Source organism: uncultured Campylobacter sp. (assembly GCF_938039205.1).
Classification (GTDB): Bacteria; Campylobacterota; Campylobacteria; order Campylobacterales; family Campylobacteraceae; genus Campylobacter_A.
In genome coordinates this window covers 17,764-41,943 of sequence record NZ_CALHVM010000024.1, presented here as the reverse complement: position 1 = coordinate 41,943, position 24,180 = coordinate 17,764, and the positions used below count along the sequence as shown (strand labels likewise).

The window sequence follows — 24,180 nt, the reverse complement described above, 5'->3', positions numbered from 1 at the left end:
TTTACTTCGCCGCTTCCTGCGCAAATTCCGCGATCTTTTCAGGCGTGAAGCCGAAGTATTCGAACAATGCGCCCGCCTTGCCGCTCTCGCCAAAGCTCTTCATCGAGTAGATCTCATCGGCAAATTTATACCACTCCAGCGCGCTTGCGGCTTCGACGGCGATGACCTTGGTCGCTGGATCTATGATCTGATCTATGTACTCGCGCGGCTGCTCGCAAAGCAGATCAAAGCACGGTGCAGAGACGACGTTTGCGCCGATACCGCGAGCGGCTAAAATTTCAGCCGCCTTGACGCAGAGCTCCACTTCGCTGCCGCTAGCTATTAGCGTGATTTTGGCGTTTTGTGCGCGTTTTAGCAGATACGCGCCGTTTTCCACGCCGCCAAATTCGCCTTTTTCAAGCGGAGCTAGGCCTTGGCGACTCAGCACGAAGGCGCTTGGAGCGCGTAAATTTAACGCAGCTTTCCAGCAAAGTACGTTTTCGTTGCCGTCGGCCGGACGGAAAGTGTAAAAGTTTGGCATCGCGCGCAATGTGCTAAGCTGCTCGATAGGCTGGTGCGTCGGGCCGTCCTCGCCCACGCCGATGCTGTCGTGCGTAAAGATAAAAAAGTGCCTAATGCTCATCAGTGAGGCTATACGCGCAGACGGCTTTAGGTAGTCGCTAAAGATAAAAAACGTCGCGCTAAACGGTAAGAAAAGCCCGTATCTAGCGACCGCGTTGTTTATCGCGGCCATGGCGTGCTCGCGGATGCCGTAGTGGATGTTGCGTCCGTTAGGGAAGTCGCCCATGCCTTTTAGCTCGGTTTTGTTCGACGGCGCCAGATCTGCGCTACCGCCGATAAAGCCGGGCATCGCGCGCGCAATCTCGTTCATGATGATGCCGTTGCTGTCGCGCGTGGCTAGCTTTTTGCCGCTAAAATCAGGGAAATTTATCTTGCTAAAATCAGGATTTAACAGCGCATTTAGCATATTTTTGCTTTCACTGCTTAGATTTTCTACCTTTTTGTTCCACTGAGCTTCGGCCAGGTCGCCCTTTTCTAGCGCGGCGCGGAAGCGGATCAGCACGTCCTCGCCAATAGCAAATTTGCACTCAGGATCAAAGCCGGCTGCGATTTTAGCAGCCTTTATGATCTCCTCGCCAAGCGGCGCGCCGTGGCTGTGGTGGCTACCCTCTAGCTCGCCAGCGCCCTTTGCGATGCGAGTGTTTGCGATGATGAGATACGGGCGCTCCTTTTCGACGGCTTGCTCGAGCGCAAACTCGATCTGATCGTAGTCGTGACCGTCGATACGCGCGACGTCCCAGCCCTGCGCCTCGAATCTCGCCTTCACGTCCTCGCTCCAAGCGATACTCGTGTCGCCCTCGATCGTGATATTGTTGGAGTCGTAGATCAGCACGAGGTTGTCTAGGTGCAGGTTGCCCGCAACTGCACAGGCCTCGTAGCTGATGCCCTCCTGCAAGTCTCCGTCGCCGCAGAGGCAGTAAATTTTATGGTCGATGATGGTGTTTTCAGGCTCGTTTAGCAGATTAGCCGCGTATTTTGCCGCCATAGCAAAGCCAACCGCGTTTGCTACGCCCTGCCCTAGCGGTCCGGTCGCAACCTCGACGCCTTTGGTGTGGATCTCCGGGTGGCCTGGGGTTTTGGAGCCTAGCTGACGGAAGTTTTTTAGATCATCAAGGCTAAGATCGTAGCCGCTAAGATGCAAAAAGCTATACACGAGCGAGCTTGCGTGACCGCCGCTAAATACGAGCCTGTCGCGGTTTAGCCAGTTTGGATTTTTAGGATTGTGATTTAGAAATTTAGCCAGCACGACCATGACGTCCGCTAGCCCCATCGGCGCGCCCGGATGCCCGCTGTTTGCCTGCTGCACCATATCAGCGCACAAAAACCTTATCGTATCAGCCATCTTTTTTAGCATTTTTTCTCCTTAGTTTTTATGCGATTATACGAAAATTCGGCTTAAATTTTACGCTTTTAGCGCCGCCGTAAATTTTAAAAATTCGGCGAAATTTTCCTTTTTCTCTTTTAGCTCAAGAGGTATCTGGTGCTCTTTTTCGCCGATTATTATGACGTCTTCTTCCCCCTCTTTTACCGTTATGGACGCGTCTGCGATCTCATCCCACGAGCTAAAAACGGGCTCTTCCATAAGGTCACGGCTAATGAGCCCGCGCTCGTCCAAAATCACGCCAAAAGGTTTACTGAGTCCAAAAAGCGCGCTATCTAAGCTATGAAAAATCGGCGAGCTAGGCTTAAAAACGCCGAGCGATTTGGATAATAACTTACTCTCGTCAAGCGGCGTTTTTAGCGCTTCGCCAAGACCTAACTCTAAAAGTTTATCCGAAATTTTTGCCTCGTCGTTTTGGACTCCGTCCTCAAAAATAGCATTTAAAACGGCTTTTAGCGCCCTTTTCATCGCCGCTTTCATCTCGCCGTCGATTTCAAATTCGCATTTTTCCAGCTCTTGCCAAGCGAGAGTTTCCAGCTCGTTTTGCAGATACTTGCCGAGCCTAAACGCAGCCGCTACCTCATCGACATTTACGGCCGACGCGTCAAATTTAACCAAAAGATGCCGGCTCGTGAGCAAAAATCCTATGCTTTTTCGCCCGATCATCTGCGCATGCACGCCGATAAACGCGAGCGGCCGGGCACCATAAAATTTAGGCGTTTTGCTATAGTCCACGCCCTTTTTCAGCCCTAGGCTTTTATCTAAAATTTGCTCCACCGCCTTTGCGAAAACCTCGTCCGCATCGTCCCAAACCGGGTGTTTAGCGCCATTGCCGTTTAGAAATAAAACATTTTGTGTACTTTCGTCGAAAGAGAGTAAAATTTCATCCAAATTTTTCATATTTTCTCCTAAATTTTATTTAAAAACCATACTCCGCCGCTCGTCAAATTTAGACGCCAAAATCCGCCTCGCAGCCAAATATCATCGCGTCGCCGCGCGAAATTTGAACGATATAGGGCTCATTCACGAGACGGCTCGCATTTTTCGTAAAACCACTCGAGCGTCTCGTTTAGCTTAAACTCATCGCCGTCTAAAAAATACTGCTTGCTGCTTTTGATCGCGTTTTCGCCCGCGGCCACGTAGTCGCCGATGAAGCCGCGGTCCATGACGTCGCGTGCTAAAATTTCACGTTCAAATACATTTACCGTCTTTTGCGTTTCGCGCCATTTGCCGCTCTCATCGGGCTCACGAAGCGCCGAAGATACGTTATTTCCCGCCTCGTCGTAGGCGTAGACGTACTCGCGCCGCTCGCCATCAGACATCTCGCGATTTTTTATCAGGTTGCCACGCGCGTCGTAGCTAAGCTCGTTTTCAAACACAACCCCCCAGCGCTGCGACTCCCCCTGCCAAAACGACGATGCGGAGTACTTTAGCCGACCTTGCTCGGTCTCCTCGCGCACGTTTTTGTAGCAGCCGTTCCACTCGCTCTTTGCGGCGTCCCAGCGGCATCTAAGATCGGTAAAACGCCTAAACTCTGGCTCTATTTTTTGCACCGTCCTCTCCTGCGGCTGCCACGCGTCCTGGCTCCACGTAAAATTTATCTCGGTACGCGCTCCGTCCGCAGCCGTAAAGGCCGAATGCTTCGTCTGCGGCACCCATTTGCCGCGCCATTTATAGCCCTCGGAGCTAGCGTAGACGTCGCTCTTATAGCGGTATATCATTTTTTCGTACGGAGTCCATTTTTTTGCTTTGGTATTCCACTCAAAGGTCGCTACGAGCGTAGTTTTATGGTTTTCGTCATAAAGTCTTTTGATTAGATACGTCGGCGTCCATTTGCCGTTTTTTAGAGTGAAATTTTGAGAGATTTCCGTCGCGCCCGTTCGCTTTTCGATGGTTTTTTGACCTTGGTTTAGTTTGCCGTTTTGACCGCGAGTATCAATATAAACAAACGCGCCGTCCTTTGTCCTCTCTGTTTTTGAGAACCCTGCTTTGCGCCATTTTTCGGCGCCAAAGTCCCAATCGTACTCTGTGCTGCCTATCTCGCGCTCGCCTCTTTCGTCAAATTTGACAATGCTTTTCGTCCTGCGCCTGCCCTCATCGCTGATTTCGTCGTAGATTTTTTCTAGTAGTCGAGCCTTCGCGTCGTAAGCTTGGCTCGTTTCGTATTTGTAGTGCGGCACGGCGTCGCCCTCCGTCTTGTAGCTCGTCTTTTTTAGGCAAATTTCGCCCGACGCAGCTAGCGGCAAGGCCCAAATCACAGCCATCGCCGCTGCTTTCCAAAAAAATCTCACATTCGCTCCTTTTTAAATTTAGCCGCCCAAACGGCGTCAAATTTGATGTGAAAGCAAAATTTAACGAGCTAAATTTGACGCTCGGGCACTCATTAAATTTGACCAAATCCAAAGCGTCAAATTTACCGCAGTTGGGCCGCTAGTAAAAGATCATTTGACCCTTTTATATTTCCACGTCTGCTCTGAAGCGAGCTTAAATTTACCGTCCGCCGCGACGAACTGCTTAAAGCTAGTCACCGCGTATCTGCTAGGCATCTCAAAGGACATCAGCGAGCCGCCGTGTCCGATGTCGTCAGCTAATATACTCGGATCAAAGGTCGTCTCCAGGCGCTTATTTTGCACCCATCTTTTGCCGTTTTCGTCGCTAACTAGCTCGTAGATATCCACGCTCACGTTATCGCCGCGCTCGTTGTAGCCGTAGACGAACTTCTCGCTGCCGTCCATCGTGTCGTATCGCTGCGTTAGCAGACGCTCGCCGCTCTTGTCGTAGATGCTGCGGTTGGAGTACTCCTGCTTCCACTCTTTGCGCTCTTTATCCCACAAAAACGCCGCCGTTTCAAAGCCCGCGCCCCCTACGACCGAGACGCTTTTGCTGTTGTTTTCCCATGCGTTTTGCTCGGCGTTCCATATGAGATTTATCGTCACATCTTTGCCGCTAGAGGCGTCGTAGTCGTGCCTAGACATCTCGGCGTAGCACCACGCGCCGTCCTCAAACACGCTTCTTACCTGCTCGTATTTGCCCCTAACGTCGCCCGCAACAGTGCTTCTTTCGCGGTTTTGCCACGCGCCGTTTTCGTAGTCCCAGCTCTCATAGCCGCGCGTCTGTCCGTCCGCGCCGTAGAGTAGCTGAGTTTTTGACTTAGGCTGCCATCTTTTGCCGTCCCAGACGCTAAGCACGATGAGCTCGTTCTCGCCGTATGCGTTCTCGACGGTTTTAGTTAGCGCTGCTTTTTGCCATTTGCCCTTTACCAGCTCGTATCTGATCTCCTCGCTAGCGTTTTTTAGGTACTTTGTGATGATTTTGCTAGCATTTTCCGGCACGCCTCTGATAAACGAACTAGACTCCTGCGTGAGAACGCCTTTTTTATAATCGGCTTTGTATTCGGTTACTTTGATCCATTTTTTCGCGGTAAAATCATAGCTATAGGCTTCAAATTTCGTCATCTCGCCGGCTTTGTTATAGTAGCTGATCTCTTTGTGTTTGCCCTTTAGGCCGTCTGCGAGCTCGGAGCTGCTCACCAGCTCTAGGCGGCGAGCCTTGGCGTCGTAGCTTTGCTTGGTCTCGTAGCTAGAAGTCGGCTCCTCAAAAGTCTTTTGCGCGGTGCTAGCTAGCATGTAGTCGCACTCTTTGGCAAACGCCGCCGCACACAAAAGCGCAAGCGATAAGGCTATTTTTTTCATTATCTCTCCTTTTGATAAATTTAAAAGATTATAGCATAAAAAAGGACGCCGAATTTTGCCGAATTTACGGCGGGATCGGCACGGTTTGCGAGGTTGTTTGTTTATAGCGCGCAGATAGCGTTTTGTGGTTAAGGATAAATTTTGCGAAATTTGATGGCAAATTTAACTGCTCAAATTTGACCGCTTTAAGCATAAATTTAAGTCAAATTTACCGCAGATGCTTGTCGATGAGGCCCGTTACGATAGCGCGGATACCAGCATGCACGCCGCCTAGCTCGCGCTCTATCTTTGCGATGAGCTCGTTTTTAGCCTGCACCGCGCCCTCCACGCCAAGAAGGTTGGTAAATGAGTTTTTCGCGCCGTCGTTATGCGTCGGCTTACCCGCCGTTTCGGCGCTTTGCGTCGCGTCGATGATGTCGTCTGCGATCTGAAACGCTAGTCCCAGATCAAGCCCGATGTCGTATATGCGCGTAGCCTCCGCCTCGTCTAGCCCCGCTACGACGCAGCCTGCCTGCAAGCTTGCTGCGATGAGGCGCGCGGTCTTGTGGATGTGCAGAAATTCTAGCTCCTCAAGCCCTAGCTTTTGATTCTCGAAATAGCAATCCACCGCCTGCCCCAGCGCCATGCCGTAGATGCCTGCGTTTCGGCTTAGGATCTCGACGCATTTTATGCGCGCGTCCGCGTCCAGCGGAGCTTTTGCTATCTGATAAAAGGCATGAGTGTTTAGCGCGTCGCCTGCTAAAATCGCCGTCACTTCGTCAAATTTGACGTGCAAACTAGGCTGTCCGCGGCGCAGATCCGAGTCGTCCATCGCAGGCAGATCGTCGTGGATGAGCGAGTAGCTGTGCATCGTCTCAAATGCCAGCGCGACGTGAAACGCCGCCTCTTTGCGCTCGGGACGCACCGCCGCTACGACGCCTGCAACCAGCATAGCGCGAAAGTGCTTGCCGCCCGATTTTAGCGTGTACGAGAGCGCCTCGTCAAAGCACGGATGAAAGCTAGGCGAGCTCGGTAAATGCGCACTCAAAAACTCCTTAAACTCAGCCAAAAGCGCGTCCTGATCGGCGGCGCTGGCCGCTGGTTGCTGTAAATTGGCGCCCGAAGTAAAAGACGAGCCTTTTGCCGCGTTTAGCGAGATCAAATTTGATCGGTATTTCGGGCTTTGAGTCGGATTTTCGGAGCTAGTTTTGGCTTTGGTCGAGTTTAAAATTTGAGAACGATTTTGAGACAAGCTCGCGCGCGAACTACGAGCTAAAATTTGATCCTTCGGCAGCGCCTGTGACTCGCTCAAATTTGACGATTTCGCCGCGCTTTGAAGGCAAATTTGATCATTGCCGCTAAATTTTGATTTTACCGCTAAATTTTGATTTTGCATCTATTCTCCGTTTTGTTTTTGCTGGCTCCAAGCGTAGGCTAAATTTCTCAAATTTAGCCTACAAAGGCGTCAAATTTGCCGCCCGCGACTACCGCGCGTTGTAAAAAAAGTCAAAGCCGTTGCGTCTAAATAGCAAATTTTGACCGCCGCCTTTAGCGAGCAGGCTGAGCGCTTCTTTGCGGCTTGAGACCGCCTTTTGCCCCACTTGCATCAGCTTGTCGCCGACCCTGACGCCAAATTTGGCCGCGCCCGAGTTCGCGTCGACGCTTTTTACTATTAGTTTCTCGTCAAATGTCATGCCGTAGAGCTTTTGCACGCTCGCGGCATCGCTGCTTTGAGGCATGGACTGAGGTTTTGCGTCGCTAGCGGCGGCCTTTTTATCCGCTTTCATCGGCGCTTTTTGCTCTTTCTTGGCCGCGTCGTCAGAGACCGCCACGCCAAATTTCAAAACCTCGTCGCCGCGCTTGATCTCAAATTTGAGCCGCTCGCCCTTTTTGGCGAACAAAATCCTCTCGTTTAGCTCGCGCAAACTCTCAAATTTCTCGCCGTTTACGCTCAAAATTTCATCACCCACCATTAGCGCCGCGCCGCGTCCGAGCGGATCGACGCTCTTTACGTAGAGCTTGCCATCTCGCTCCTCAAAAACCGCGCCCACATCGCCGTAGTAAACGTCTTTATACGCCGCAAAGTGCCTTAGATAGCGGCTCGGGACGAATTTATCCCCGCCCACTGCGATACCGCGTAGCTTGCAGCACGGACTTAGCACGGCGCCCGTGCCGTTTACGTCAAACGTGAGTACGTCTAGCTCGCCTAGCGCCTGCGCCTGCGCCTTTACGTGGCCGTAGACGGTCGCGTTTAGATCGCGCGTGACGCTAACCCAGTCGCTTTTTTTCGTCGCGTTATCGTCAGACATCTTTACAGGCTCGAGTTTGACGTCCGAGGCGACCAGATAGAGGCCTAGATATGGATCAAATTTGACGTAGTTTTTCACTGGGATTTCGCCTTTAGGCACGGCGATTAAATTCGGCGCGATCGCGATACCGCCGTTACCCGCAACGTTTACCATGGCGGGCAGGTTTTTCTCAAAGCAAGCGTTAAAATCATCCTGCGTCGGGCGCGGCTCGGCTCTAAGCGACGCAGCAAATGCGCAAATCACAAAAACCGCAAAAAGTGGAGAGTAAATTTTGCGGGCTAAATTTGAGTTCAAATTTGCAGTCGCACCGTCCCGTGCGCCGCCAAAATTTAACCGCGCAAGCCCAAAAACCGCGTCCAAACGGCGCGAAAAAGCTGCGCGTTTCATTGCCCTAGCCCCATGCCAGCAAAGCCACCTAGCATCCTTGACGCAGCGTTTTTGCGGTCGTCCTCGATCATCTTTAGTACGTCGTTTACGGCACTGATGAGCAAGATCTGTAAGCTCTCCTTGTCCTCTAGCAAGCTATCGTCGATGCTGATATCAAGCACCTCGCCCTTGCCGTTTGCTCTGACGCTGATGAGCCCGCCGCCGCTTTTTACGCTAAATTCGCGCTTTTGGCTCTCCTGCTCGATCTCCTGCGCCTTTTTTTGCGCCTCCTCGAGCATCTGTCCCATTTTTGAAAAATCTATCCCCTCAAACATAAACATCCTTTCAAATTTCGCGTTATTTTAGCCAATTTAAGCTAAATTTACTTTATTTAAAGCCTGCAATGCAAGTTTCGTTCCCGCCTTGAAATTTGCGGCGGATACGGGCGCGAGTGAGTAAATTTAGGCCCGAAAAGCCGTCAAATTTGACGATGAAATTTTGCTTTAAATGAACTGCGCGCGTTTTGATCTATTTTGGATCGCAGTATGCGTATTAGCACGGGCTTTCTGTAAATTTGAGAAATTTGCCATAGATAATAGACGAAGTTAAGCGGCAAATCGCAGAACTAAAAGAGCATTTAAGGTAGCGCGGGCGCGGCGGGCGCTAAATTTAGATCATTTCGGCAAATTTTAAAGCCGAGCGCAAAGCGAAACAAAATAAGCTCATAAATCAAGACCGCCCGAACGCGCGTCAGATATCTTTAAACTCCGCCGCGACCGATTTTTCCAGATTTTCCGCCTTACCCAGGATCGTTATCGCCTTTTGCCTGCACTTGTTCACGCATCTGTAGCAAATCGTGCAACGCTCGCCAAATCTCGCCTTGCCGTGCGTGATTTTTATATTTTGCATCGGACAGGATTTTGCGCACTCGCCGCATCCGCTGCAGCGCGCCGTATCCAGGCTCGGTTTGCGCCTGGCAAACGGAGTTTTGTCCCAAATTTTCATCCATAGCCGCTGCCCCAAAAGCCCCGCGATACGGCATAGCACGCCTAGCCCCTCTTGCGGCGGTTTACCCGCGGCAAATGCCTCCGCGACACGCTCTAGCTTGGCGTTTGCCTCTTTGATCAGGCGCTCGTTTTTCTGCGCCGAGTAGCTAAAAATCGCCACGTCGAGGATAAACGCAGGCATTTTCACGTGCGCGCCGCCCGTTATCTCCGCGCCTGCTCGCCTTAGAATCCTAGCCGCGCAGCCCGCTCCGTCACCGCTAAAAATCTCCATCGTAGCGATGATAAAGACGTTTTTGCCGCGAAAATTCGCGCTATTTTCGTAAATAAACTCGCGCACGATCTGCGGCAGGTCGCTAAAGTAAACGGGATAGGCGAGGATCACGTCATCGTGGTGCTTTAGTAGCTCGCCGCAGCCCTCATCCTCGATCGAAACCACGGGGATATCGCCGCCCAGACGCTCTATAAATCTCTTTACGCAATGCTTCGTGTTGCCCGTGGAGCTAAAATAAATCGCTATCATTTTGCGAATCCTTTTAAATTCAGGCGCTAAATTTTGCCCATTTTCGCCGAATTTTGCCGACCGCGTCAAATTTAACGCCAAACGACGGTAAATTTAAACAAACTACTATTTAGCACGTTCGCCTTTCGTCCGTTTGCAAATGACCGTCGCGTCGCACTAGCCTAAATTTTACCGCAAATTTAGCTCGTCGCCATAAAACGTAAATTTAAACCTACCGCCGCAGAGACGGCAAATTTGGGCGTATATTATTTTACGATCTCGTTTTGCTCGTTTACCTGCACGATTTTTGGTTCGAAATCTCTTGCTTTTTTGGCGCTAAGAAGCGCGTAAGCAACGATAATGACGACGTCGCCGACGCAGACTTTGCGCGCGGCAGCGCCGTTTAGGCAGATCTCGCCCTTTTTCTCGCCGCGAATCACGTATGTAGCGAAGCGCTCGCCGTTATTGACGTTTAGTATCTCGACTTTTTGGTACTCGCAAAGCCCCGCAGCCTCGATTAGCTCGGGTCCAATCGTGACCGAGCCCACGTAGTTTAGATTGGCGTCCGTCACGCGCGCGCGGTGGATTTTGCTTGATAAAATTTCGATTTTCATCGGCAGTCCTTTGTGTTTTTGGGAAAATTATACTATAAATTTAGCCGCAAAAAGCAACTTTATATAGCCGCGGCGATTCGTTTTTGCTTGCTTGACGCGATAAAATTCGGAGTTAAATTTGTGATTAAATTTGATTTTAGAGGCATTTGCGCGAGCGATAAAAAATGCGATAAATTTGACGCCGTTTGGTGATAAAAATAGAAATTTAGACGCAAACAAAGGTAAATTTTACTCGAATTTACCCTTATTTCGTCGCCGTTTTGTCCGTAAATTTAGGCGCGACCGTCCAAAAGTTCGCGTACGACTTGCTTATCGCTAAACGGATATTTTACGCCCTTGATCTCTTGATAGGTTTCGTCGCCCTTACCTAAAATCACCAAAATTTCATCCCGTGCGAGGCTTTCAAGCGCGTATTTTATCGCATCTTTGCGGTTTGCGATGCATTTTACGCGCTCGTTCATCTCTAGGCCGCCACAGATCTCGGCGATGATGCTTTCCGGCTCTTCGCTTCGGGGATTATCGCTGGTGACGACGAGCCTGTGCGCGTATTTTTGCGCTATTGCGCCCATTTTAGGGCGTTTGGTGCGATCCCTGTCACCTCCGGCGCCAAAAACCGCGACGATTTTACGATGACGCAGCGCGTTTAGCACCTTTTCGATACCGTCAGGCGTATGCGCGAAGTCTACGATCACGAGCGGCTCGCGACTAACGACCTCCATGCGCCCCTCGACGCCGTCAAATTCTGCCGCGGCGCGCGCGATCTCATCTAGTGGCCTATCCGTCAGCGTCGCGACGCAAGAGACGGCTGCTATGAGGTTGTAGAGGTTAAATTCGCCGTGCAAATTTGAGCTTAGCGCCATTTGCCCGCGCGGAGTCTTTAGCGTCGCGCGTATGCCACCTTCTAGCGAATACTCGCCAGGCGCAAAGTCCGCGTCCGCATGAAGCGCGTAAGTTAGGGCGTTTGCTGGGTTAAATTTGATCCCGCCGCGGTCGTCTATGTTTATGAGCTTTGGCGCGTCGTCTGCGAAAAACTCGCTCTTTACGCGCGCGTACTCTTCAAACGTGCCGTGGTAATCGAGGTGGTCTTGGGTTAAATTCGTAAAAATTTTCATCGCGAAATCCAAGCTCTCGATGCGTTTTTGAGCGATGGCGTGCGAGCTAGCCTCCATCACGAAGTACTCGCAGCCGCGCTCGCTAGCGGCTTTTAGGTAGCTAAGCGTGCGTAAAATTTCGCTCGTCGTTAGCGCCTTGTCGTCGATGCGTTCATTGTTTATAAAAGCGCCGCGAGTACCGCACAGGCCGCATCCGTAGCCTAAATTTAACAGCGTAGCGCAGATAACCGCCGCGGTCGTGGTCTTGCCGTTCGTTCCAGTGATGCCGATGATTTTGATGTTCTCGTCGATACCTAGCAGTCGCTTGCACTCGGCCAAATTTATGATTTTTGCGCCCTTTGCTTCGGCGGCGGCTTCAAATTTAGCGTTCGTCGACGTTTTAACGAAATAGCAACCCGCCTCGCATTCGTTCGAGTTGTCGGTGACAAAGCCCTCTTTAACGTAAATTTTCACTTTCGGCCTTTTCGTTGATTTCGCGAGCCAGCGCGCTTAGCCGTTCGTCACCGGCAAACATCACAGCCGCGGTCTCGATGTAGTTTAGCCCCATTTCGATGAAGTCGTTTTTGATAAGATTTTGCAAAAACTCGAGGAAATCGTCGCGGTTATCGATCATCACGCGCGTGGAAAACATGATGTCCTCAAAGACGCTTTTGAACCCGCCGCGCCTAACCGCATCCATAAAATCGGCGTAGCTGATGGCGTTTTGCTCCTCAAGGCTCTCGTCGTCGCCAAATTTTGCCTCAAGCGCGCCTAAAATTTCCTCCAGCTCGTCCGGGCTCATACCAAGCTTATCTTTTAGCTTAAATATCTCAAAAAGCGTCATCGCCTCGTCGCGGCGAGTCTTAGCAAGCGAGCAAAGCATAATGAGGAAAAGTAGCTTTTTGTCCGGTTTTTTGTCGTAGGCAAGTGAAAAATAGCTCGCTGCGGCGTCAAATTCGCCCTTGTTAAACGCTTTTAGGCCCGCCTTTTTGTAATCAATCAAATTTAACTTCCTCGCTGATAGGGATGTTTACGACCTCTAGCTCAGGGTGGATATCCATACGGAGCTGGCGCTCGATACCGTATTTTAGCGTAGTCGAGCTAGCCGCACAGCCATGGCAGTGGCCGGTAAGGCGAACGTAAATTTTGCCGTTTTTGATGCCTAGCAGCTCCATGCCTCCGCCGTCGTTTTCAAGCATAGGCAAAACCTTTTGCAGGCTGGCTTTTACGGGCTTTAGAAGCTCTTCATCGGTAAATGGGATCATTTTTAACCTTTTTCAATTTTTGAGATATTATAGCAGATAAAATTTTAAATACGCTATGAGTTTGACGTTTTGGCGGCTATTTTTGACTTGGATAAATTTGGAGCTTTAAGCGATTCTATGTATAAGTGAGTCAAATTTAAAAGATGGCCATAGACATAAAAACAAAATAGCGGCAAGACTCAAGTCTACAAAATAAACCTCAAGACAACTATACAAACGGCTGTTGCATAATCAAAAAACCGCTTTTAGATATTATATAAATTTAGTATATTAAGCATCTAGTACAAGCTAATTCCAAAAAGTAAATTTGTACTTAGGATTGTGGCAGAAGTCAAAATAAAACTAGCTATAAATTTTAGTATTTTCCGTATATATACAGAATTACAAACAATAAAATAGGCTAGTAAATAAATTTAACTGATATGAAAGACTAAAGGGGCTTTAAGGTAACTAAAATATGTAAATTGAAAAAGAAAAAGAGAGCCGAAGCTCTCTAAAAATTATTCTTTGATTAGCTCGATATAAGCCATCTCAGCAGCATCGCCTCGGCGAACGCGAGTCTTAACGATGCGCGTATATCCGCCGTTTTTGCCTACGAATTTTGGAGCAAGCTCAGTTACTAGTTTATTCGTAGTTTCTTTATCTTGCAAGCTGGCAAAAACTGCTCTGTGAGCGTTGCTGTCGCCTTTTCTAGCTCTAGTGATTAGCTTTTCGATATAGCTTCTCAACTCTTTTGCCTTAGGCAAGGTCGTCTCTATCTTTTCGCTTTTGATGATAGCGATAGCTAAATTTTTAAGTAGAGCCGAGCGGTGAGCCGACGTCCTACCTAGTTTTCTGTATCCGTGACCGTGTCTCATTTATCTTCCTTTTACTCTTTTGCACTCATTTGTGATTTTAGGTCGGCGATTTTTTTCTTGAGTTGCTCTTTGCCGCCGCCTAGGTCGCCGCCGACCGGATATCCGATCTCTTGCATAACGGCTTTGATCTCGTCGAGAGATTTTTTGCCTAAATTTTTAAGCTCTTTTAGCTCGTTTTCATCCATCAAAGCAAGCTCGCCGATAAATCTAATCTCAGCTTTATCAAGGCAGTTGAAGCTTCTAGCGCTCAAATTTAACTCTTCTACGCTTTGTAACAACTTCGCATGCTCGCTGCCTGAAGTTTGAGCGTTTAAGCCTGCAGAAACATCGATATTTAAAACACCTTTAAACACCGACATCTGCTGATACATCGCCTCAATCGCGTGTTTAAACGCCTCGATCGCACCCACTTGTCCATCCGTCGTGACCGTGAAAATAATCTTCTCATAGTCGGGGTTATCCTCTACTAGGACATTTTCTAGCTCGTAAACTGCTTTTTTAACAGGCGTAAAGAATGCATCAAGAGCTATATAACCCTCTTCGGTATTGTCTCTTATCTCTTCACTCGGGACGTATCCGATACCTTTTTGGATGATTACGGAAAATTTAAGCTCCGCGTCCTCGTTTATGGTTGCAAGATAAGCTTCTGGATTTACGACATCTACGACATCGCTTTTTAGATCGCTGGCTTTTATCTCTTTTGGACCTTTAAACGAATACTCGACCACCTCGCGCTCAGACTCGTTTTTTAGCTTAAAGCGGATGTTTTTTAAATTTATAATAAACTGCGCTACGTCCTCGAGCATGCCTCTCATCGAATCAAATTCGTGAGATACGCCCTCTATCTTGACGCCCGTAGCTGCAAATCCAACGGTACTGCTATATAAAAGTCGTCTTAGCGGATGAGCCAAAGTGACCGCATAGCCCGTCTCAAACGGATACGCGGTTATTCTGGCGACATTCTCGCTTATACTCTCTACTGAAATTTCGGTAGGCATATAAGCTGATGTGGTAATTTTTCTCATCGTTATACCCCTTATTATTTCGAATAAAGCTCTACTATGAATCTTTCCTCGACAGGAATGACGACTTCTTCCCTTTCCGGAGTTCTTGTGAAAATTCCGAATTTTTTATCTTTTTCGACGTCGACCCAAGCTACGATGCCAGTTTGCGCCGTAAGATCGATCGCGCGAACGATTTGCGGATTGTTTTTAGATTTTTCGATAACCTCTACTTTAGCGCCCGCTTGGACTCTATAAGAAGGAATATCTACTCTCTTACCGTTTACTAAAATATGTCCGTGAGTAACTAGTTGGCGAGCGAAGCGACGAGTAGTTGCAAAGCCCATTCTGTAAACTACGTTATCTAGTCTTTGCTCTAAAAGCTGCACCAAAAGCGCACCGGTATTTCCTTCGCGGCGAGCGGCCTCTTGGAATAGGCGGCGGAATTGCTTCTCGCTAATGCCGTACATAAATTTAGCTTTTTGTTTTTCGCGAAGCTGCAAGCCGTATTCGCTTATCTTGCTTCTTCTTTGTCCGTGTTGTCCCGGAGCGTAAGGTCTTTTGTCAAGCGCGCTCTTACCTGCCAAGCGACGCTCGCCCTTTAGCGCCAAACTAACGCCGAGTCTTCTTTCTAATTTTTCAACGGGTCCTCTATATCTAGCCATAATAATTCTCCTAAATTTCTAATTATACGCGGCGGCGTTTTGGCGGTCTGCAACCATTATGCGGAAGCGGAGTTATATCTTTTAAAAACGTTACTTTTATGCCCTCTACCGCGCCTACGCTCTTGACTGCGGTCTCTCTGCCGCTGCCAGGACCTTGTACTTTGATGCCTACTTCTTTTATACCGTGCTCTTTTGCTTTAGTTAGAGCGTCTTCGACTGCTTGTTGGGCTGCATAAGGAGTTGATTTTTTACTTCCTTTAAAGCCTAGTCCGCCAGCACTGCTCCAAGCGATAGCATTTCCCATCTCATCGGTAACCGTTACCATCGTATTGTTAAAAGTCGCGCTTATATAAACGATACCTTTAGCGATACTTTTTCTTACAATTTTCTTTTTAACTACTTTTCTTTTTGCCATCGCTTATCCTTATTTAGTCGCAGCGCCGACTGTTTTGCGCTTGCCTTTTCTAGTTCTAGCGTTTGTTTTAGTCTTTTGACCGCGCACCGGAAGACCTTTTCTGTGTCTTAGACCGCGGTAGCTTCCTAAGTCCATAAGAGCCTTGATATCCATAGCGACGCTTTTTCTAAGGTCGCCTTCCACTACGTGGTTCTCTTGGATCTCTTTGCGGATAGCCGCAGCTTCGTCTTCGGTTAGATCGTTTACTCTTTTATCGTAAGAAATTTTGGTAGCATCCAAAATTTGACGAGATTTGTGAAGACCGATACCGTAAATATAGGTCAAACCGTATTCGATTCTCTTTTTCTTTGGTAAATCTACACCTGCGATACGTGCCATGCTTTATCCTTGTCTTTGTTTATGTTTTGGATTTTCGCAGATTATGCGAACTACGCCTTGGCGCTTGACAATTTTGCATTTGTCACACATCTTCTTTACAGAAGGACGAACTTTCATTCTAGTCTCCTAAAAATTTATTCCACTTTTAGGCTGCATCAGGTTTAACGAAATTTTAAACCAACTATTTTCAAAACAAGTGGTGGGCTTTGAAAACAATTCTTCATACAGCAATTTGTCGCAAAGGGTTGAGTATAGCCAAATTTAGCTTTTAATTTACTTATGGCGGTAAATTATCCTACCCTTATCTAGACTGTAAGGCGTTAGTTCCACCTTTACGCGGTCCCCCGGCATTATCTTAATATAATGCATCCTCATCTTGCCCGCAATATGACACAAAATCACATGTTTGTTGTCGAGCTCGACCTTAAACGTCGCGTTTGGCAGCGCCTCGATGACGTTTCCGTCAATCTCTATGACGTCGTCTTTAGCCACTTAACTCCTTTTTGTTAAATTTACTTTCGCCGTTTGACGGAAGTTTGAAATTAAAATTTTAACTCACCACAAATTAAAATTTTAAAATTTACAAGTCGCACAAACAACTTGTAAATTTTAAAATTTTACGCTAGGCTTAAAATCTCCGCACGTCCGTTCACGACTGCCATGCAGTGCTCGTAGTGGCTGGTTCTTAGTCCGTCTTTACTGGTTACTTTCCATTTGTCAGGACCGATCACCGGAGTACCGTCTTTTTGGCAGATCATCGGCTCCACGCAAAATACCATTCCGTTTTTGATTTTTGGTCCGGATTTTGGGCTCCCGCCTTCTAAATAATTTAAAATTTGCGGATCTTCGTGCGGGCGTCTACCGATGCCGTGACCGCAAAATCCAGTTAACGGAACGAATCCGCGAGCTCTTATAAATTTCTCGATTTCAAAACTAAGCTCTTTAAAGTGCATTCCCGCTTTTACGGTATCTATCGCAAAGTATAACGCGTCTTTAGCGCAAGCGATCAGTTTTTCGTCCTCGCGAGAAATTTGACCCACACCCCAAGTCCTCGCCGAGTCGCCGAAATATCCGTTTAAATTTGAACCGATATCGACGCTTACGATGTCGCCTTCTTGTAGTTTGTATTCATTCGGGATACCATGGATGACTACTTCGTTTACGCTTATGCAAGCTGCGTTTGGAAAGCCATAAAGCCCCTTAAACGCTGGCTTTGCACCCGCAGCCCTTATCATGTCGTCGCAAATTTTATCTATTTCGAGCAGTGAGATACCGGGCTTGATCACGCTTTCCACGTAGTCGAGGGTTTGAGCGACGATTTTATTCGCCGCTCGCATTTTCTCTATGTCGTTTGGTTGCATAATGGTTATAGCCATTACAAGCCTACCGCACTTAGAGTTTGATATTTGTTCATATAAATTTGAGCTTCTATCCTTCGCATCGTATCAAGCGCAACAGAAACTACGATCAGCACAGACGTGCCGCCGAAATAAAACGGAACGCCCATAATTTTAACGAGCACCCAAGGAAGCGTTGAGATAAGCCCGAGGTAAATCGCGCCGCTAAAAGTTAATCTTGATGCGACCTCGTTTAGATAGCCTGCCGTACCCTCGCCCGGTCTAATGCCTGGAATAAAGCCGCCCTGTCTTTTTAAATTTTCGCTGATATCTTTTGCGTTAAACGCTATCGAAGCGTAAAAATATGCAAAAAATACGACCAGTAAAAATGTTAAAAAGTTGAAAAAATAGCTATTTGGATTTAAAAAATCGTGAATAGCTTGGATATAAGGATTTGTGCTGGCCTGCAAAATGGTGCTTGGGAACATCAAAATCGCACTGGCGAAAATCGGAGGAATAACGCCGCTTAAATTTACTTTGATAGGTATATAGTTCATAATGCGTTTGTTTTGATTTTCCATCACTACCTTACGCGAATAGCTCACCGGTACACGCCTCTCGCCCATCTCGACGTAGATAACTATGCCTACCGTGACCAAGATAACAAGCAAAATTACGATAACCACGAGGAAGTTCATCTCGCCCGTATTTACCAAATTTACCGTTCCGCCGATGGCTGAAGGTATGCCGCTAACGATGCCCGCAAAGATGATAAGGCTGATACCGTTGCCGATACCGCGCTGAGTGATCTGCTCGCCTATCCACATCAAAAGCATAGTTCCAGTTAACATCGAAGCTGCCGCAATCGCGATAAATAAATTCATATCTATCATTATCGCGTCCTCTCCGCCTCTACCGTGAAGGCTCTGAAGCCCCATACTAACGCCCACTGCTTGAACAAGCGTGATACCGATAGTGGCATAGCGGATGATTTGCATATATTTTTGCATGCCGTCGCGGTCTTTTTTCATCTTGCCTAAATTTGGGAAAGTAGCCGCTAAAAGCTCCATGATGATAGATGCCGTGATATATGGCATAATGCCTAGAGAGATGATACTGAGGCGCTCTGCGGCCTTACCGCTGAACATATTAAATAGTCCAAGCGCATTTGCGGAATTCGAATCGAAAAACTCTTTAATAACATTGACGTTTACGCCAGGAACCGGCACGTATGCCAGTATCCTGTAAGCAAATAAAAATGCCAACGTGATTAAAATCTTGTTGGTCAATGTCTTATTCATTACGCACGTCCGCTAACGGTTACGTTCTCGTCTTTGATTTTCGAAGCCAAATCTTTCGCGCTCACTCCGATCAATTTGATTTTCTTGACGCTGCTTGAAATTTTGTGTACGGTAGCGATAGTAGCGATGGTGATCTCGCTTAGCTCTTTTACCGCAACGATTTTTTCTACGTTGATTACGTAAGGTTTTTCAAATTTGGACGTAAAGCCTACTTTCGGAAGGCGTCTTTGAAGCGGCTGCTGACCGCCCTCGAAGCCTCTTTTCTCGTTGTAGCCTTTTCTAGCTCTTTGGCCTTTGTGTCCTTTGCCTGCGGTTTTACCTTGACCGCTACCTTGACCGCGACCTAGTCTTTTGGTTTGTCTAGTCGAGCCCTCGGCGGGTTTTAAATTTTCTAGTCCCATATCTTCTCCTTAGCCTTTAAGCATACTTAGCGCTTTTAAAGTAGCGCGAACGACGTTTGCCGAGTTGTTTGAGCCAAGCGATTTCGTTAGGATATCCTTGATGCCCGCAAGCTCTAAAATAGGACGAGCGCTACCGCCCGCGATCACGCCCGTACCTTCGCTAGCAGGGCGAAGCAAAACGCGGCTAGCGTTAAATTTAACCTCTATGTCGTGAGGTATAGTCGAGCCTTTTCTTTTTACCTCGATGATGTTTTTAAACGCGTCGTCGACGGCTTTTCTCATAGCGTCCGGCACCTCTTTTGCTTTACCGAAGCCAAAGCCCACTAGGCCGTTTCTGTTTCCTACTACGACAAGAGCCGTAAATCTAAATCTACGACCGCCTTTTACGACCTTTGTAACGCGGCCGATATCAACCATTACTTCTTCGAATTCTTCTCTGTTATATTTTTCCATAGCGATTTTCCTTATAGTTTGATACCGTTTTCACGTAATGCGTCTGCAAAAGCCGCTATAACGCCGTGATACAAATAGCCGTTTCTGTCGAATAATGCCGCTTCTATTTTTTTAGCTTTTAGAGTTTTTGCAAATTCTTTAGCCAAAGTTACGGCGCCTTCTTTGTTTGCTTTTACGCCTAGTTTTCTGCCGTCTGCCGCCGCTAGAGTTACGGCTGCTACGTCATCGATAGCTTGGACGTAAAGAGTTCTGTTTGACTTGAAGATAGAAATTCTAGGCAATACCGCAGTGCCGGAAATTTTGGCTCTGATTCTTCTTTTTCTCTTGATTCTAAGAGCGAGTTTTCTTTTTAATACATTTGCTGTCATTATCTATCCCTTACTTCTTAGATGTCTTACCGGCTTTGCGGATGATGCGCTCTTCTACGTATTTAACGCCTTTGCCCTTATATGGTTCAGGCGGTCTATACGCCCTGACTTGAGCTGCGATCTGACCAACCACTTGCTTATCGTCGCCTTTTATAGTGATGATGTTTTTCTCTACGCTGATTTCAACGCCTTTTGGCACTTCGTGATTTATCGGGTGAGAAAATCCTAAAGTAAGCTCAAGTACTTGGCCTTTAGCAGCGGCTTTGTAGCCGACGCCGTTGATCTCAAGCTGACGAACAAAACCTTTTGTGATGCCGATGACGATATTGTTTGCAAGCGCTCTATAGGTGCCCCAGTAGGCTCTATCTTGTCTCTCGTCGCTCTTTGGAGAAAATACTATGTGAGCATCTTCAACTTTAACATCTACGTGCCCTTTTGTGTCAAGCTCTTTTAAATGAGCGCCTTTTTTAAATTTAAGGACGTTGCCTTCTACGCTGACCTCTACTCCGCTTGGAATAGCTATCGGCTGTTTTCCTATACGTGACATTTTTTTCCTTTTTTACTTGTCTAGGGTATGTCTACTTTTACGAATGGATACCGCAATACCATAAAAATAGAAATGAATCGAAGCGATAAAGAACCGCTTCAAACACTTTAATTTTCTCATCAAATTTGACTTGTTTTTTGGAGTTTTTTTCCAAAATTTAACGTCAAATTTGACATCGTCGTTTTTAAATTTAGCTTTGGCAAATTTGGGTAAATTTGCAAGCCAAGCTAAATTTGGGAAGCTTTTTAAATTTAAGCTTCCGTTTTTAAATTTTATAAATTTGACGGCGAAAATTTTTTGTAAATTTTATAAACTACAAAAAGATGCCTAGTCAAATTTCATTTCAAAGTAATCTAAAACGCTGCCCCGTAGCGTTTTAGACAATTACCACACAGAGCAGAGGATTTCCCCGCCTACGCCAGCTTTGTGAGCGTCTTCGTTGCTTAAAACGCCCTTGCTGGTGCTAACGATGATCGTTCCGTAGCCGTTTTTAAATCTCTTGATCTCGTCTTTTCCCTTATAAACGCGGCGACCCGGGCTTGATACGCGCTTAAGCTCGTTAATCACGCTTCTACCGTGCTCGTCGTATTTTAAAACTACGTTTATAAATTTCTTTTTATCTTCTTCTACGACGTTGTAGCTCTCGATATAGCCTTTAGCCGCAAGGATAGATAAAGTAGCCTCGACGACGTTTGAATGAAGAAGCTTTGTAGTTTCAAGTCTTCTCATTGCGGCGTTTCTAATGCGAGTTAGTCCGTCTGAAATTAAGTCGTTTAACATTTCTCTTCCTTACCAGCTTGCTTTTTTTAGACCCGGGATTAGTCCCTCGTTAGCCATTTTTCTTAGGCATACGCGGCAAATTCCAAAATCTTTATAAACCGAATGCGGACGTCCGCAAATTTGGCATCTCGTATAGCCGCGAACCGTAAATTTAGGCTTTCTGGCAGCCTTTGCTATCATTGATTTTTTCGCCATATTACTTTCCTTTCGCAAACGGCAAACCAAATAGCTCAAGCAATTTGAATGCCTCTTTGTCGCTGTTCGTCGTCGTGACTATAACTATATTCATACCGTGAGTGCGTAAAATCTTATCGTACTCGACCTCTGGAAACATTAGCTGCTCGTCAAGGCCGAAGTTGTAGTTTCCGCGTCCGTCAAAGCCGTCTTTTGGAAGGCCTCTAAAGTCTTTAACTCTCGGTAGCGCGATAGAGATTAGTTTGTCTAAAAACGCAAACATATTCTCTTTTCTAAGCGTTACTTTTACGCCGACAGGGAAACCCTCGCGCACTTTAAAGCCCGCAACCGATTTTTTAGCGTCGGTAACTACGGCTTTTTGTCCAGCGATTAGCGAAATAGTATCGGCGATATTTTGAAGTTGCTTTTGATCTTTAGCAGATTCGCCAGCGCCTACGCTTATCACGATCTTTTCGATCGCAGGGATTAGCATAGGATTTTTGATGTCGAATTCTTTAGCCAAAGCAGGCTTTACGACCTCGTTATATTTAGCTTTTAATCTATTCATTTTCAGCCCTCAACTTTTGCAACATTTGAGATATCAATAGGCATCTCTTTATTGATAAAGCCGCCGTTTGGGGTCTTTTCGCTAGGTTTTATAGCTTTTTTAGCTACCTTGCAGCCCTCGACGATGACTTGTCCTTTTTTGGCTAGGACGGATAAAATTTTACCTGTTTTACCTTTGTCGTCGCCTGCGATGATCTTAACGGTATCGCCTTTTTTTACTTTAAATTTAACGTTAGCCATTATAACACCTCCGGAGCAAGCGAAACGATTTTCATAAAGTTAGCGTATCTAACCTCACGGCCGACCGGTCCAAAGATACGAGTACCGATAGGCTCGCGTTTGTTATCTAGGATGACGGCTGCGTTTTCGTCGAAACGGATTAGCGAGCCGTTATCTCTTTGAACCTCTTTTTTAGTTCTAACGACGACCGCTTTTACCACTTGACCTTTTTTGATCTTACCATTTGGAAGCGCCTTTTTGACCGAGCAGATGATAACGTCGCCAAGCGTCGCGTATCTTCTCTTGCTGCCGCCCAAAACCTTAATACACATTAGCTCTTTCGCGCCGCTATTGTCGGCGACCGTAAGCCTCGTAAAAGATTGTATCATTACTCAACCCCCGTCGCTAAAATAGTCTTTAAGCGGAAAGATTTTCTCGCGCTTAGCGGTCTGCATTCGATAGCCACGACCGTATCGCCCGCTTTTGTTTCGTTCTTTTCGTCGTGAATCATATATTTTTTAAAGCGTTTTACGAATTTGTGGTATCTTGGGTGCATAACGCGTCTCTCAACCAAAATCGTAGCCGTCTTATCGCCGGCCTTTTGTAAAACGACACCTTGAATTTCTCTTTTTAATGCCATTTCTCACCCCTTACTTTGAAGCGCTAATTGCAGTGTTGATTTGCGCTATTTCCTTGCGGACGGCGCTAATCTCGTTAGGGTTGCTTAGCTGCATAGTTTTTAGCTTTTGTCTTAAAGTAAATAAAAGCACCTTTTTCTCTTTCAATAACGCGTTAAGTTCTGCAACGCTTTTGTCTTTAATATCAGTATATTTCATTTTCACTCTCTCGCGTTACGATTTTAGTCTTAAACGGAAGTTTGTGGATGGCTAGAGTTAGAGCTTCACGCGCTAATTCCTCATCTACGCCCGCCATTTCAACTATTATACGACCTGGTTTTATATTCATAACCCACTCTTCGACTCCGGCTTTACCTTTACCCATACGAGTTTGTAGAGGTTTTTTAGTTAACGGCTTATCTGGGAAAACTCTGATCCAAGTTTTAGCCTGGCGTTTTACGTGGCGGGTTAGAGCCACACGAGCCGCTTCGATCTGGCGCGAATTTACGCGGCCTGCTTCTACGGCTTTTATTCCGATCTCGCCCATAGCAAGATCAGCGCCGCGAGTAGCTTTACCGCGGTTTCTGCCTTTCATCTGTTTGCGAAATTTAGTTCGTTTTGGCATCAACATGATTATTTACCTCTTCTTGCTCTGCGCGGTTTTTTATCGGCTTTTTCTTCTTCGTTCTTTTCAGGTTGAACGCCTTTTTGAAGAACCTCACCTTTAAATATCCACACTTTTATACCTATGTTTCCATAAGTCGTATGCGCTTCGGCAACGCCGTAATCGATCTTAGCTCTTAGAGTGTGAAGCGGAACGCGACCCTCTAAGTACCACTCGGTTCTAGCGATCTCAGCGCCGCCAAGACGTCCAGCAACTGAAATTTTGATACCTTTAGCACCTGATTTTTGAGCGCCTTGGATAACTTTTTTCATCGCACGTCTAAATGCAACGCGTTTTTCAAGCTGCATAGCTACGTTTTCCGCAGCTAGCTGAGCCGAAGCTTGAGCTTTTCTTTCTTCTTTGATATTTACGTTTACTTCTTTGTTGATCAGCTTTTGGATATCCTCTTTAAGCTTCTCTACGTCAGAGCCCTTTTTGCCGATGATAATACCAGGGCGAGCTGCTACGACGGTTACACGAATTTTCTTAGCGGTTCTCTCGATCAAAATTTGAGAAACGCCCGCGTAGTAAAGTTTCTTTTTCAAGAAAGCGCGAATTTTGTAGTCTTCGCCGATATTTTCAGCCAAAGTTCCTTTAGCAGGAAACCATCTTGACTCCCAGTTGCGGTTTATTCCTAGTCTTAGACCTATCGGATTTACTTTCTGACCCATA

General features: G+C 47.0%; 34 protein-coding genes. All 34 read right to left on the bottom strand.

Translation table 11 applies throughout. The features are described from left to right. Nucleotide 1: 1 nt before the first annotated feature. Nucleotides 2-1,915, bottom strand: coding sequence for a transketolase (gene tkt / locus Q0394_RS03495; RefSeq protein WP_298945565.1), 1,914 nt, complete (start codon nt 1,913-1,915; stop codon nt 2-4). A gap of 48 nt (nt 1,916-1,963) precedes the next feature. Next, nucleotides 1,964-2,842: a hypothetical protein gene (locus tag Q0394_RS03490; RefSeq protein WP_298792919.1), complete on the bottom strand. Its 879-nt coding sequence runs from the start codon at nt 2,840-2,842 to the stop codon at nt 1,964-1,966. A gap of 119 nt (nt 2,843-2,961) precedes the next feature. Continuing rightward, nucleotides 2,962-4,233, bottom strand: coding sequence for a hypothetical protein (locus tag Q0394_RS03485; RefSeq protein WP_298945564.1), 1,272 nt, complete (start codon nt 4,231-4,233; stop codon nt 2,962-2,964). Nucleotides 4,234-4,383: 150 nt separating this feature from the next. Next, a complete protein-coding gene (locus Q0394_RS03480) occupies nt 4,384-5,634 on the bottom strand; it encodes a hypothetical protein (protein WP_298945563.1) in 1,251 nt (416 codons plus the stop codon). 208 nt (nt 5,635-5,842) lie between these two features. Then, a complete protein-coding gene (locus Q0394_RS03475) occupies nt 5,843-6,682 on the bottom strand; it encodes a polyprenyl synthetase family protein (protein ID WP_366115632.1) in 840 nt (279 codons plus the stop codon). 415 nt (nt 6,683-7,097) lie between these two features. Further along, the gene (locus Q0394_RS03470) at nt 7,098-8,309 is read right to left on the bottom strand and encodes a PDZ domain-containing protein (protein ID WP_298945561.1); all 1,212 of its coding nucleotides are present in this window, start codon (nt 8,307-8,309) and stop codon (nt 7,098-7,100) included. After that, nucleotides 8,306-8,623 carry a YbaB/EbfC family nucleoid-associated protein gene (locus tag Q0394_RS03465; protein WP_002947064.1) on the bottom strand — a complete coding sequence of 106 codons (318 nt, stop codon included), beginning with the start codon at nt 8,621-8,623 and terminating at the stop codon, nt 8,306-8,308. Before Q0394_RS03465 ends, Q0394_RS03470 begins: the two co-directional genes overlap by 4 nt. Nucleotides 8,624-9,038: 415 nt before the next feature. Further along, nucleotides 9,039-9,815, bottom strand: coding sequence for an EFR1 family ferrodoxin (locus Q0394_RS03460; protein ID WP_298945560.1), 777 nt, complete (start codon nt 9,813-9,815; stop codon nt 9,039-9,041). A gap of 245 nt (nt 9,816-10,060) precedes the next feature. Beyond that, entirely contained in the window at nt 10,061-10,408 is a 348-nt protein-coding gene (panD, locus tag Q0394_RS03455) for an aspartate 1-decarboxylase (RefSeq protein WP_185898326.1), read from the bottom strand. 272 nt (nt 10,409-10,680) lie between these two features. After that, nucleotides 10,681-11,973: a UDP-N-acetylmuramoyl-L-alanyl-D-glutamate--2,6-diaminopimelate ligase gene (locus Q0394_RS03450; RefSeq protein WP_298945558.1), complete on the bottom strand. Its 1,293-nt coding sequence runs from the start codon at nt 11,971-11,973 to the stop codon at nt 10,681-10,683. Further along, a complete protein-coding gene (locus Q0394_RS03445; protein WP_298945557.1) occupies nt 11,957-12,502 on the bottom strand; it encodes a histidine kinase in 546 nt (181 codons plus the stop codon). The genes Q0394_RS03450 and Q0394_RS03445 overlap by 17 nt, the downstream gene beginning before the upstream one ends. Beyond that, a complete protein-coding gene (locus tag Q0394_RS03440; protein ID WP_298055989.1) occupies nt 12,495-12,764 on the bottom strand; it encodes a NifU family protein in 270 nt (89 codons plus the stop codon). The genes Q0394_RS03445 and Q0394_RS03440 overlap by 8 nt, the downstream gene beginning before the upstream one ends. A gap of 500 nt (nt 12,765-13,264) precedes the next feature. Beyond that, nucleotides 13,265-13,621, bottom strand: a complete 357-nt coding sequence (rplQ, locus tag Q0394_RS03435) for a 50S ribosomal protein L17 (protein ID WP_002943070.1) — start codon at nt 13,619-13,621, stop codon at nt 13,265-13,267. A gap of 11 nt (nt 13,622-13,632) precedes the next feature. Next, nucleotides 13,633-14,646 (bottom strand): DNA-directed RNA polymerase subunit alpha, encoded by a 1,014-nt coding sequence (locus Q0394_RS03430; RefSeq protein WP_298945556.1) that lies wholly within the window; start codon nt 14,644-14,646, stop codon nt 13,633-13,635. 14 nt (nt 14,647-14,660) lie between these two features. Next, entirely contained in the window at nt 14,661-15,287 is a 627-nt protein-coding gene (gene rpsD / locus Q0394_RS03425) for a 30S ribosomal protein S4 (protein ID WP_002943554.1), read from the bottom strand. Between the two features lie 22 nt (nt 15,288-15,309). After that, entirely contained in the window at nt 15,310-15,702 is a 393-nt protein-coding gene (rpsK, locus tag Q0394_RS03420) for a 30S ribosomal protein S11 (protein WP_002947090.1), read from the bottom strand. A 9-nt stretch (nt 15,703-15,711) separates the two neighbouring features. Next, nucleotides 15,712-16,080, bottom strand: a complete 369-nt coding sequence (gene rpsM, locus Q0394_RS03415) for a 30S ribosomal protein S13 (RefSeq protein WP_002943382.1) — start codon at nt 16,078-16,080, stop codon at nt 15,712-15,714. A gap of 3 nt (nt 16,081-16,083) precedes the next feature. Then, on the bottom strand, nt 16,084-16,197 hold the full coding sequence (gene rpmJ, locus Q0394_RS03410) for a 50S ribosomal protein L36 (protein WP_002947091.1): 114 nt from the start codon (nt 16,195-16,197) through the stop codon (nt 16,084-16,086). Between the two features lie 156 nt (nt 16,198-16,353). Continuing rightward, nucleotides 16,354-16,572: a translation initiation factor IF-1 gene (infA, locus tag Q0394_RS03405; RefSeq protein WP_002943098.1), complete on the bottom strand. Its 219-nt coding sequence runs from the start codon at nt 16,570-16,572 to the stop codon at nt 16,354-16,356. Nucleotides 16,573-16,697: 125 nt separating this feature from the next. Continuing rightward, the gene (gene map, locus Q0394_RS03400) at nt 16,698-17,456 is read right to left on the bottom strand and encodes a type I methionyl aminopeptidase (protein ID WP_009494838.1); all 759 of its coding nucleotides are present in this window, start codon (nt 17,454-17,456) and stop codon (nt 16,698-16,700) included. Beyond that, a complete protein-coding gene (gene secY / locus Q0394_RS03395) occupies nt 17,456-18,718 on the bottom strand; it encodes a preprotein translocase subunit SecY (RefSeq protein ID WP_002953674.1) in 1,263 nt (420 codons plus the stop codon). Before secY ends, map begins: the two co-directional genes overlap by 1 nt. Continuing rightward, nucleotides 18,718-19,119: a 50S ribosomal protein L15 gene (gene rplO / locus Q0394_RS03390; RefSeq protein WP_122862337.1), complete on the bottom strand. Its 402-nt coding sequence runs from the start codon at nt 19,117-19,119 to the stop codon at nt 18,718-18,720. The genes secY and rplO overlap by 1 nt, the downstream gene beginning before the upstream one ends. A 9-nt stretch (nt 19,120-19,128) precedes the next feature. Beyond that, nucleotides 19,129-19,572 (bottom strand): 30S ribosomal protein S5, encoded by a 444-nt coding sequence (gene rpsE, locus Q0394_RS03385; RefSeq protein ID WP_298945555.1) that lies wholly within the window; start codon nt 19,570-19,572, stop codon nt 19,129-19,131. Between the two features lie 11 nt (nt 19,573-19,583). Continuing rightward, nucleotides 19,584-19,940, bottom strand: a complete 357-nt coding sequence (gene rplR, locus Q0394_RS03380; protein ID WP_298945553.1) for a 50S ribosomal protein L18 — start codon at nt 19,938-19,940, stop codon at nt 19,584-19,586. Between the two features lie 10 nt (nt 19,941-19,950). Continuing rightward, nucleotides 19,951-20,487 carry a 50S ribosomal protein L6 gene (gene rplF / locus Q0394_RS03375; protein ID WP_002943347.1) on the bottom strand — a complete coding sequence of 179 codons (537 nt, stop codon included), beginning with the start codon at nt 20,485-20,487 and terminating at the stop codon, nt 19,951-19,953. A 384-nt stretch (nt 20,488-20,871) separates the two neighbouring features. Continuing rightward, nucleotides 20,872-21,267 (bottom strand): 30S ribosomal protein S8, encoded by a 396-nt coding sequence (rpsH, locus tag Q0394_RS03370; RefSeq protein ID WP_002943159.1) that lies wholly within the window; start codon nt 21,265-21,267, stop codon nt 20,872-20,874. 9 nt (nt 21,268-21,276) lie between these two features. After that, nucleotides 21,277-21,462 (bottom strand): type Z 30S ribosomal protein S14, encoded by a 186-nt coding sequence (locus Q0394_RS03365; RefSeq protein WP_002943090.1) that lies wholly within the window; start codon nt 21,460-21,462, stop codon nt 21,277-21,279. Nucleotide 21,463: 1 nt separating this feature from the next. Continuing rightward, nucleotides 21,464-22,009, bottom strand: coding sequence for a 50S ribosomal protein L5 (gene rplE / locus Q0394_RS03360; RefSeq protein WP_002953670.1), 546 nt, complete (start codon nt 22,007-22,009; stop codon nt 21,464-21,466). 2 nt (nt 22,010-22,011) lie between these two features. Continuing rightward, nucleotides 22,012-22,248: a 50S ribosomal protein L24 gene (rplX, locus tag Q0394_RS03355; RefSeq protein ID WP_002943173.1), complete on the bottom strand. Its 237-nt coding sequence runs from the start codon at nt 22,246-22,248 to the stop codon at nt 22,012-22,014. After that, nucleotides 22,248-22,616, bottom strand: a complete 369-nt coding sequence (rplN, locus tag Q0394_RS03350) for a 50S ribosomal protein L14 (RefSeq protein WP_002947105.1) — start codon at nt 22,614-22,616, stop codon at nt 22,248-22,250. Before rplN ends, rplX begins: the two co-directional genes overlap by 1 nt. Beyond that, the gene (gene rpsQ, locus Q0394_RS03345) at nt 22,616-22,867 is read right to left on the bottom strand and encodes a 30S ribosomal protein S17 (RefSeq protein ID WP_009494830.1); all 252 of its coding nucleotides are present in this window, start codon (nt 22,865-22,867) and stop codon (nt 22,616-22,618) included. The genes rplN and rpsQ overlap by 1 nt, the downstream gene beginning before the upstream one ends. A 10-nt stretch (nt 22,868-22,877) precedes the next feature. Then, nucleotides 22,878-23,063, bottom strand: a complete 186-nt coding sequence (gene rpmC, locus Q0394_RS03340; protein ID WP_002953667.1) for a 50S ribosomal protein L29 — start codon at nt 23,061-23,063, stop codon at nt 22,878-22,880. After that, entirely contained in the window at nt 23,050-23,475 is a 426-nt protein-coding gene (gene rplP / locus Q0394_RS03335; RefSeq protein ID WP_002947109.1) for a 50S ribosomal protein L16, read from the bottom strand. The genes rpmC and rplP overlap by 14 nt, the downstream gene beginning before the upstream one ends. Before the next feature lie 2 nt (nt 23,476-23,477). After that, nucleotides 23,478-24,179 (bottom strand): 30S ribosomal protein S3, encoded by a 702-nt coding sequence (gene rpsC, locus Q0394_RS03330; RefSeq protein ID WP_009494829.1) that lies wholly within the window; start codon nt 24,177-24,179, stop codon nt 23,478-23,480. Nucleotide 24,180: the final 1 nt, after the last annotated feature.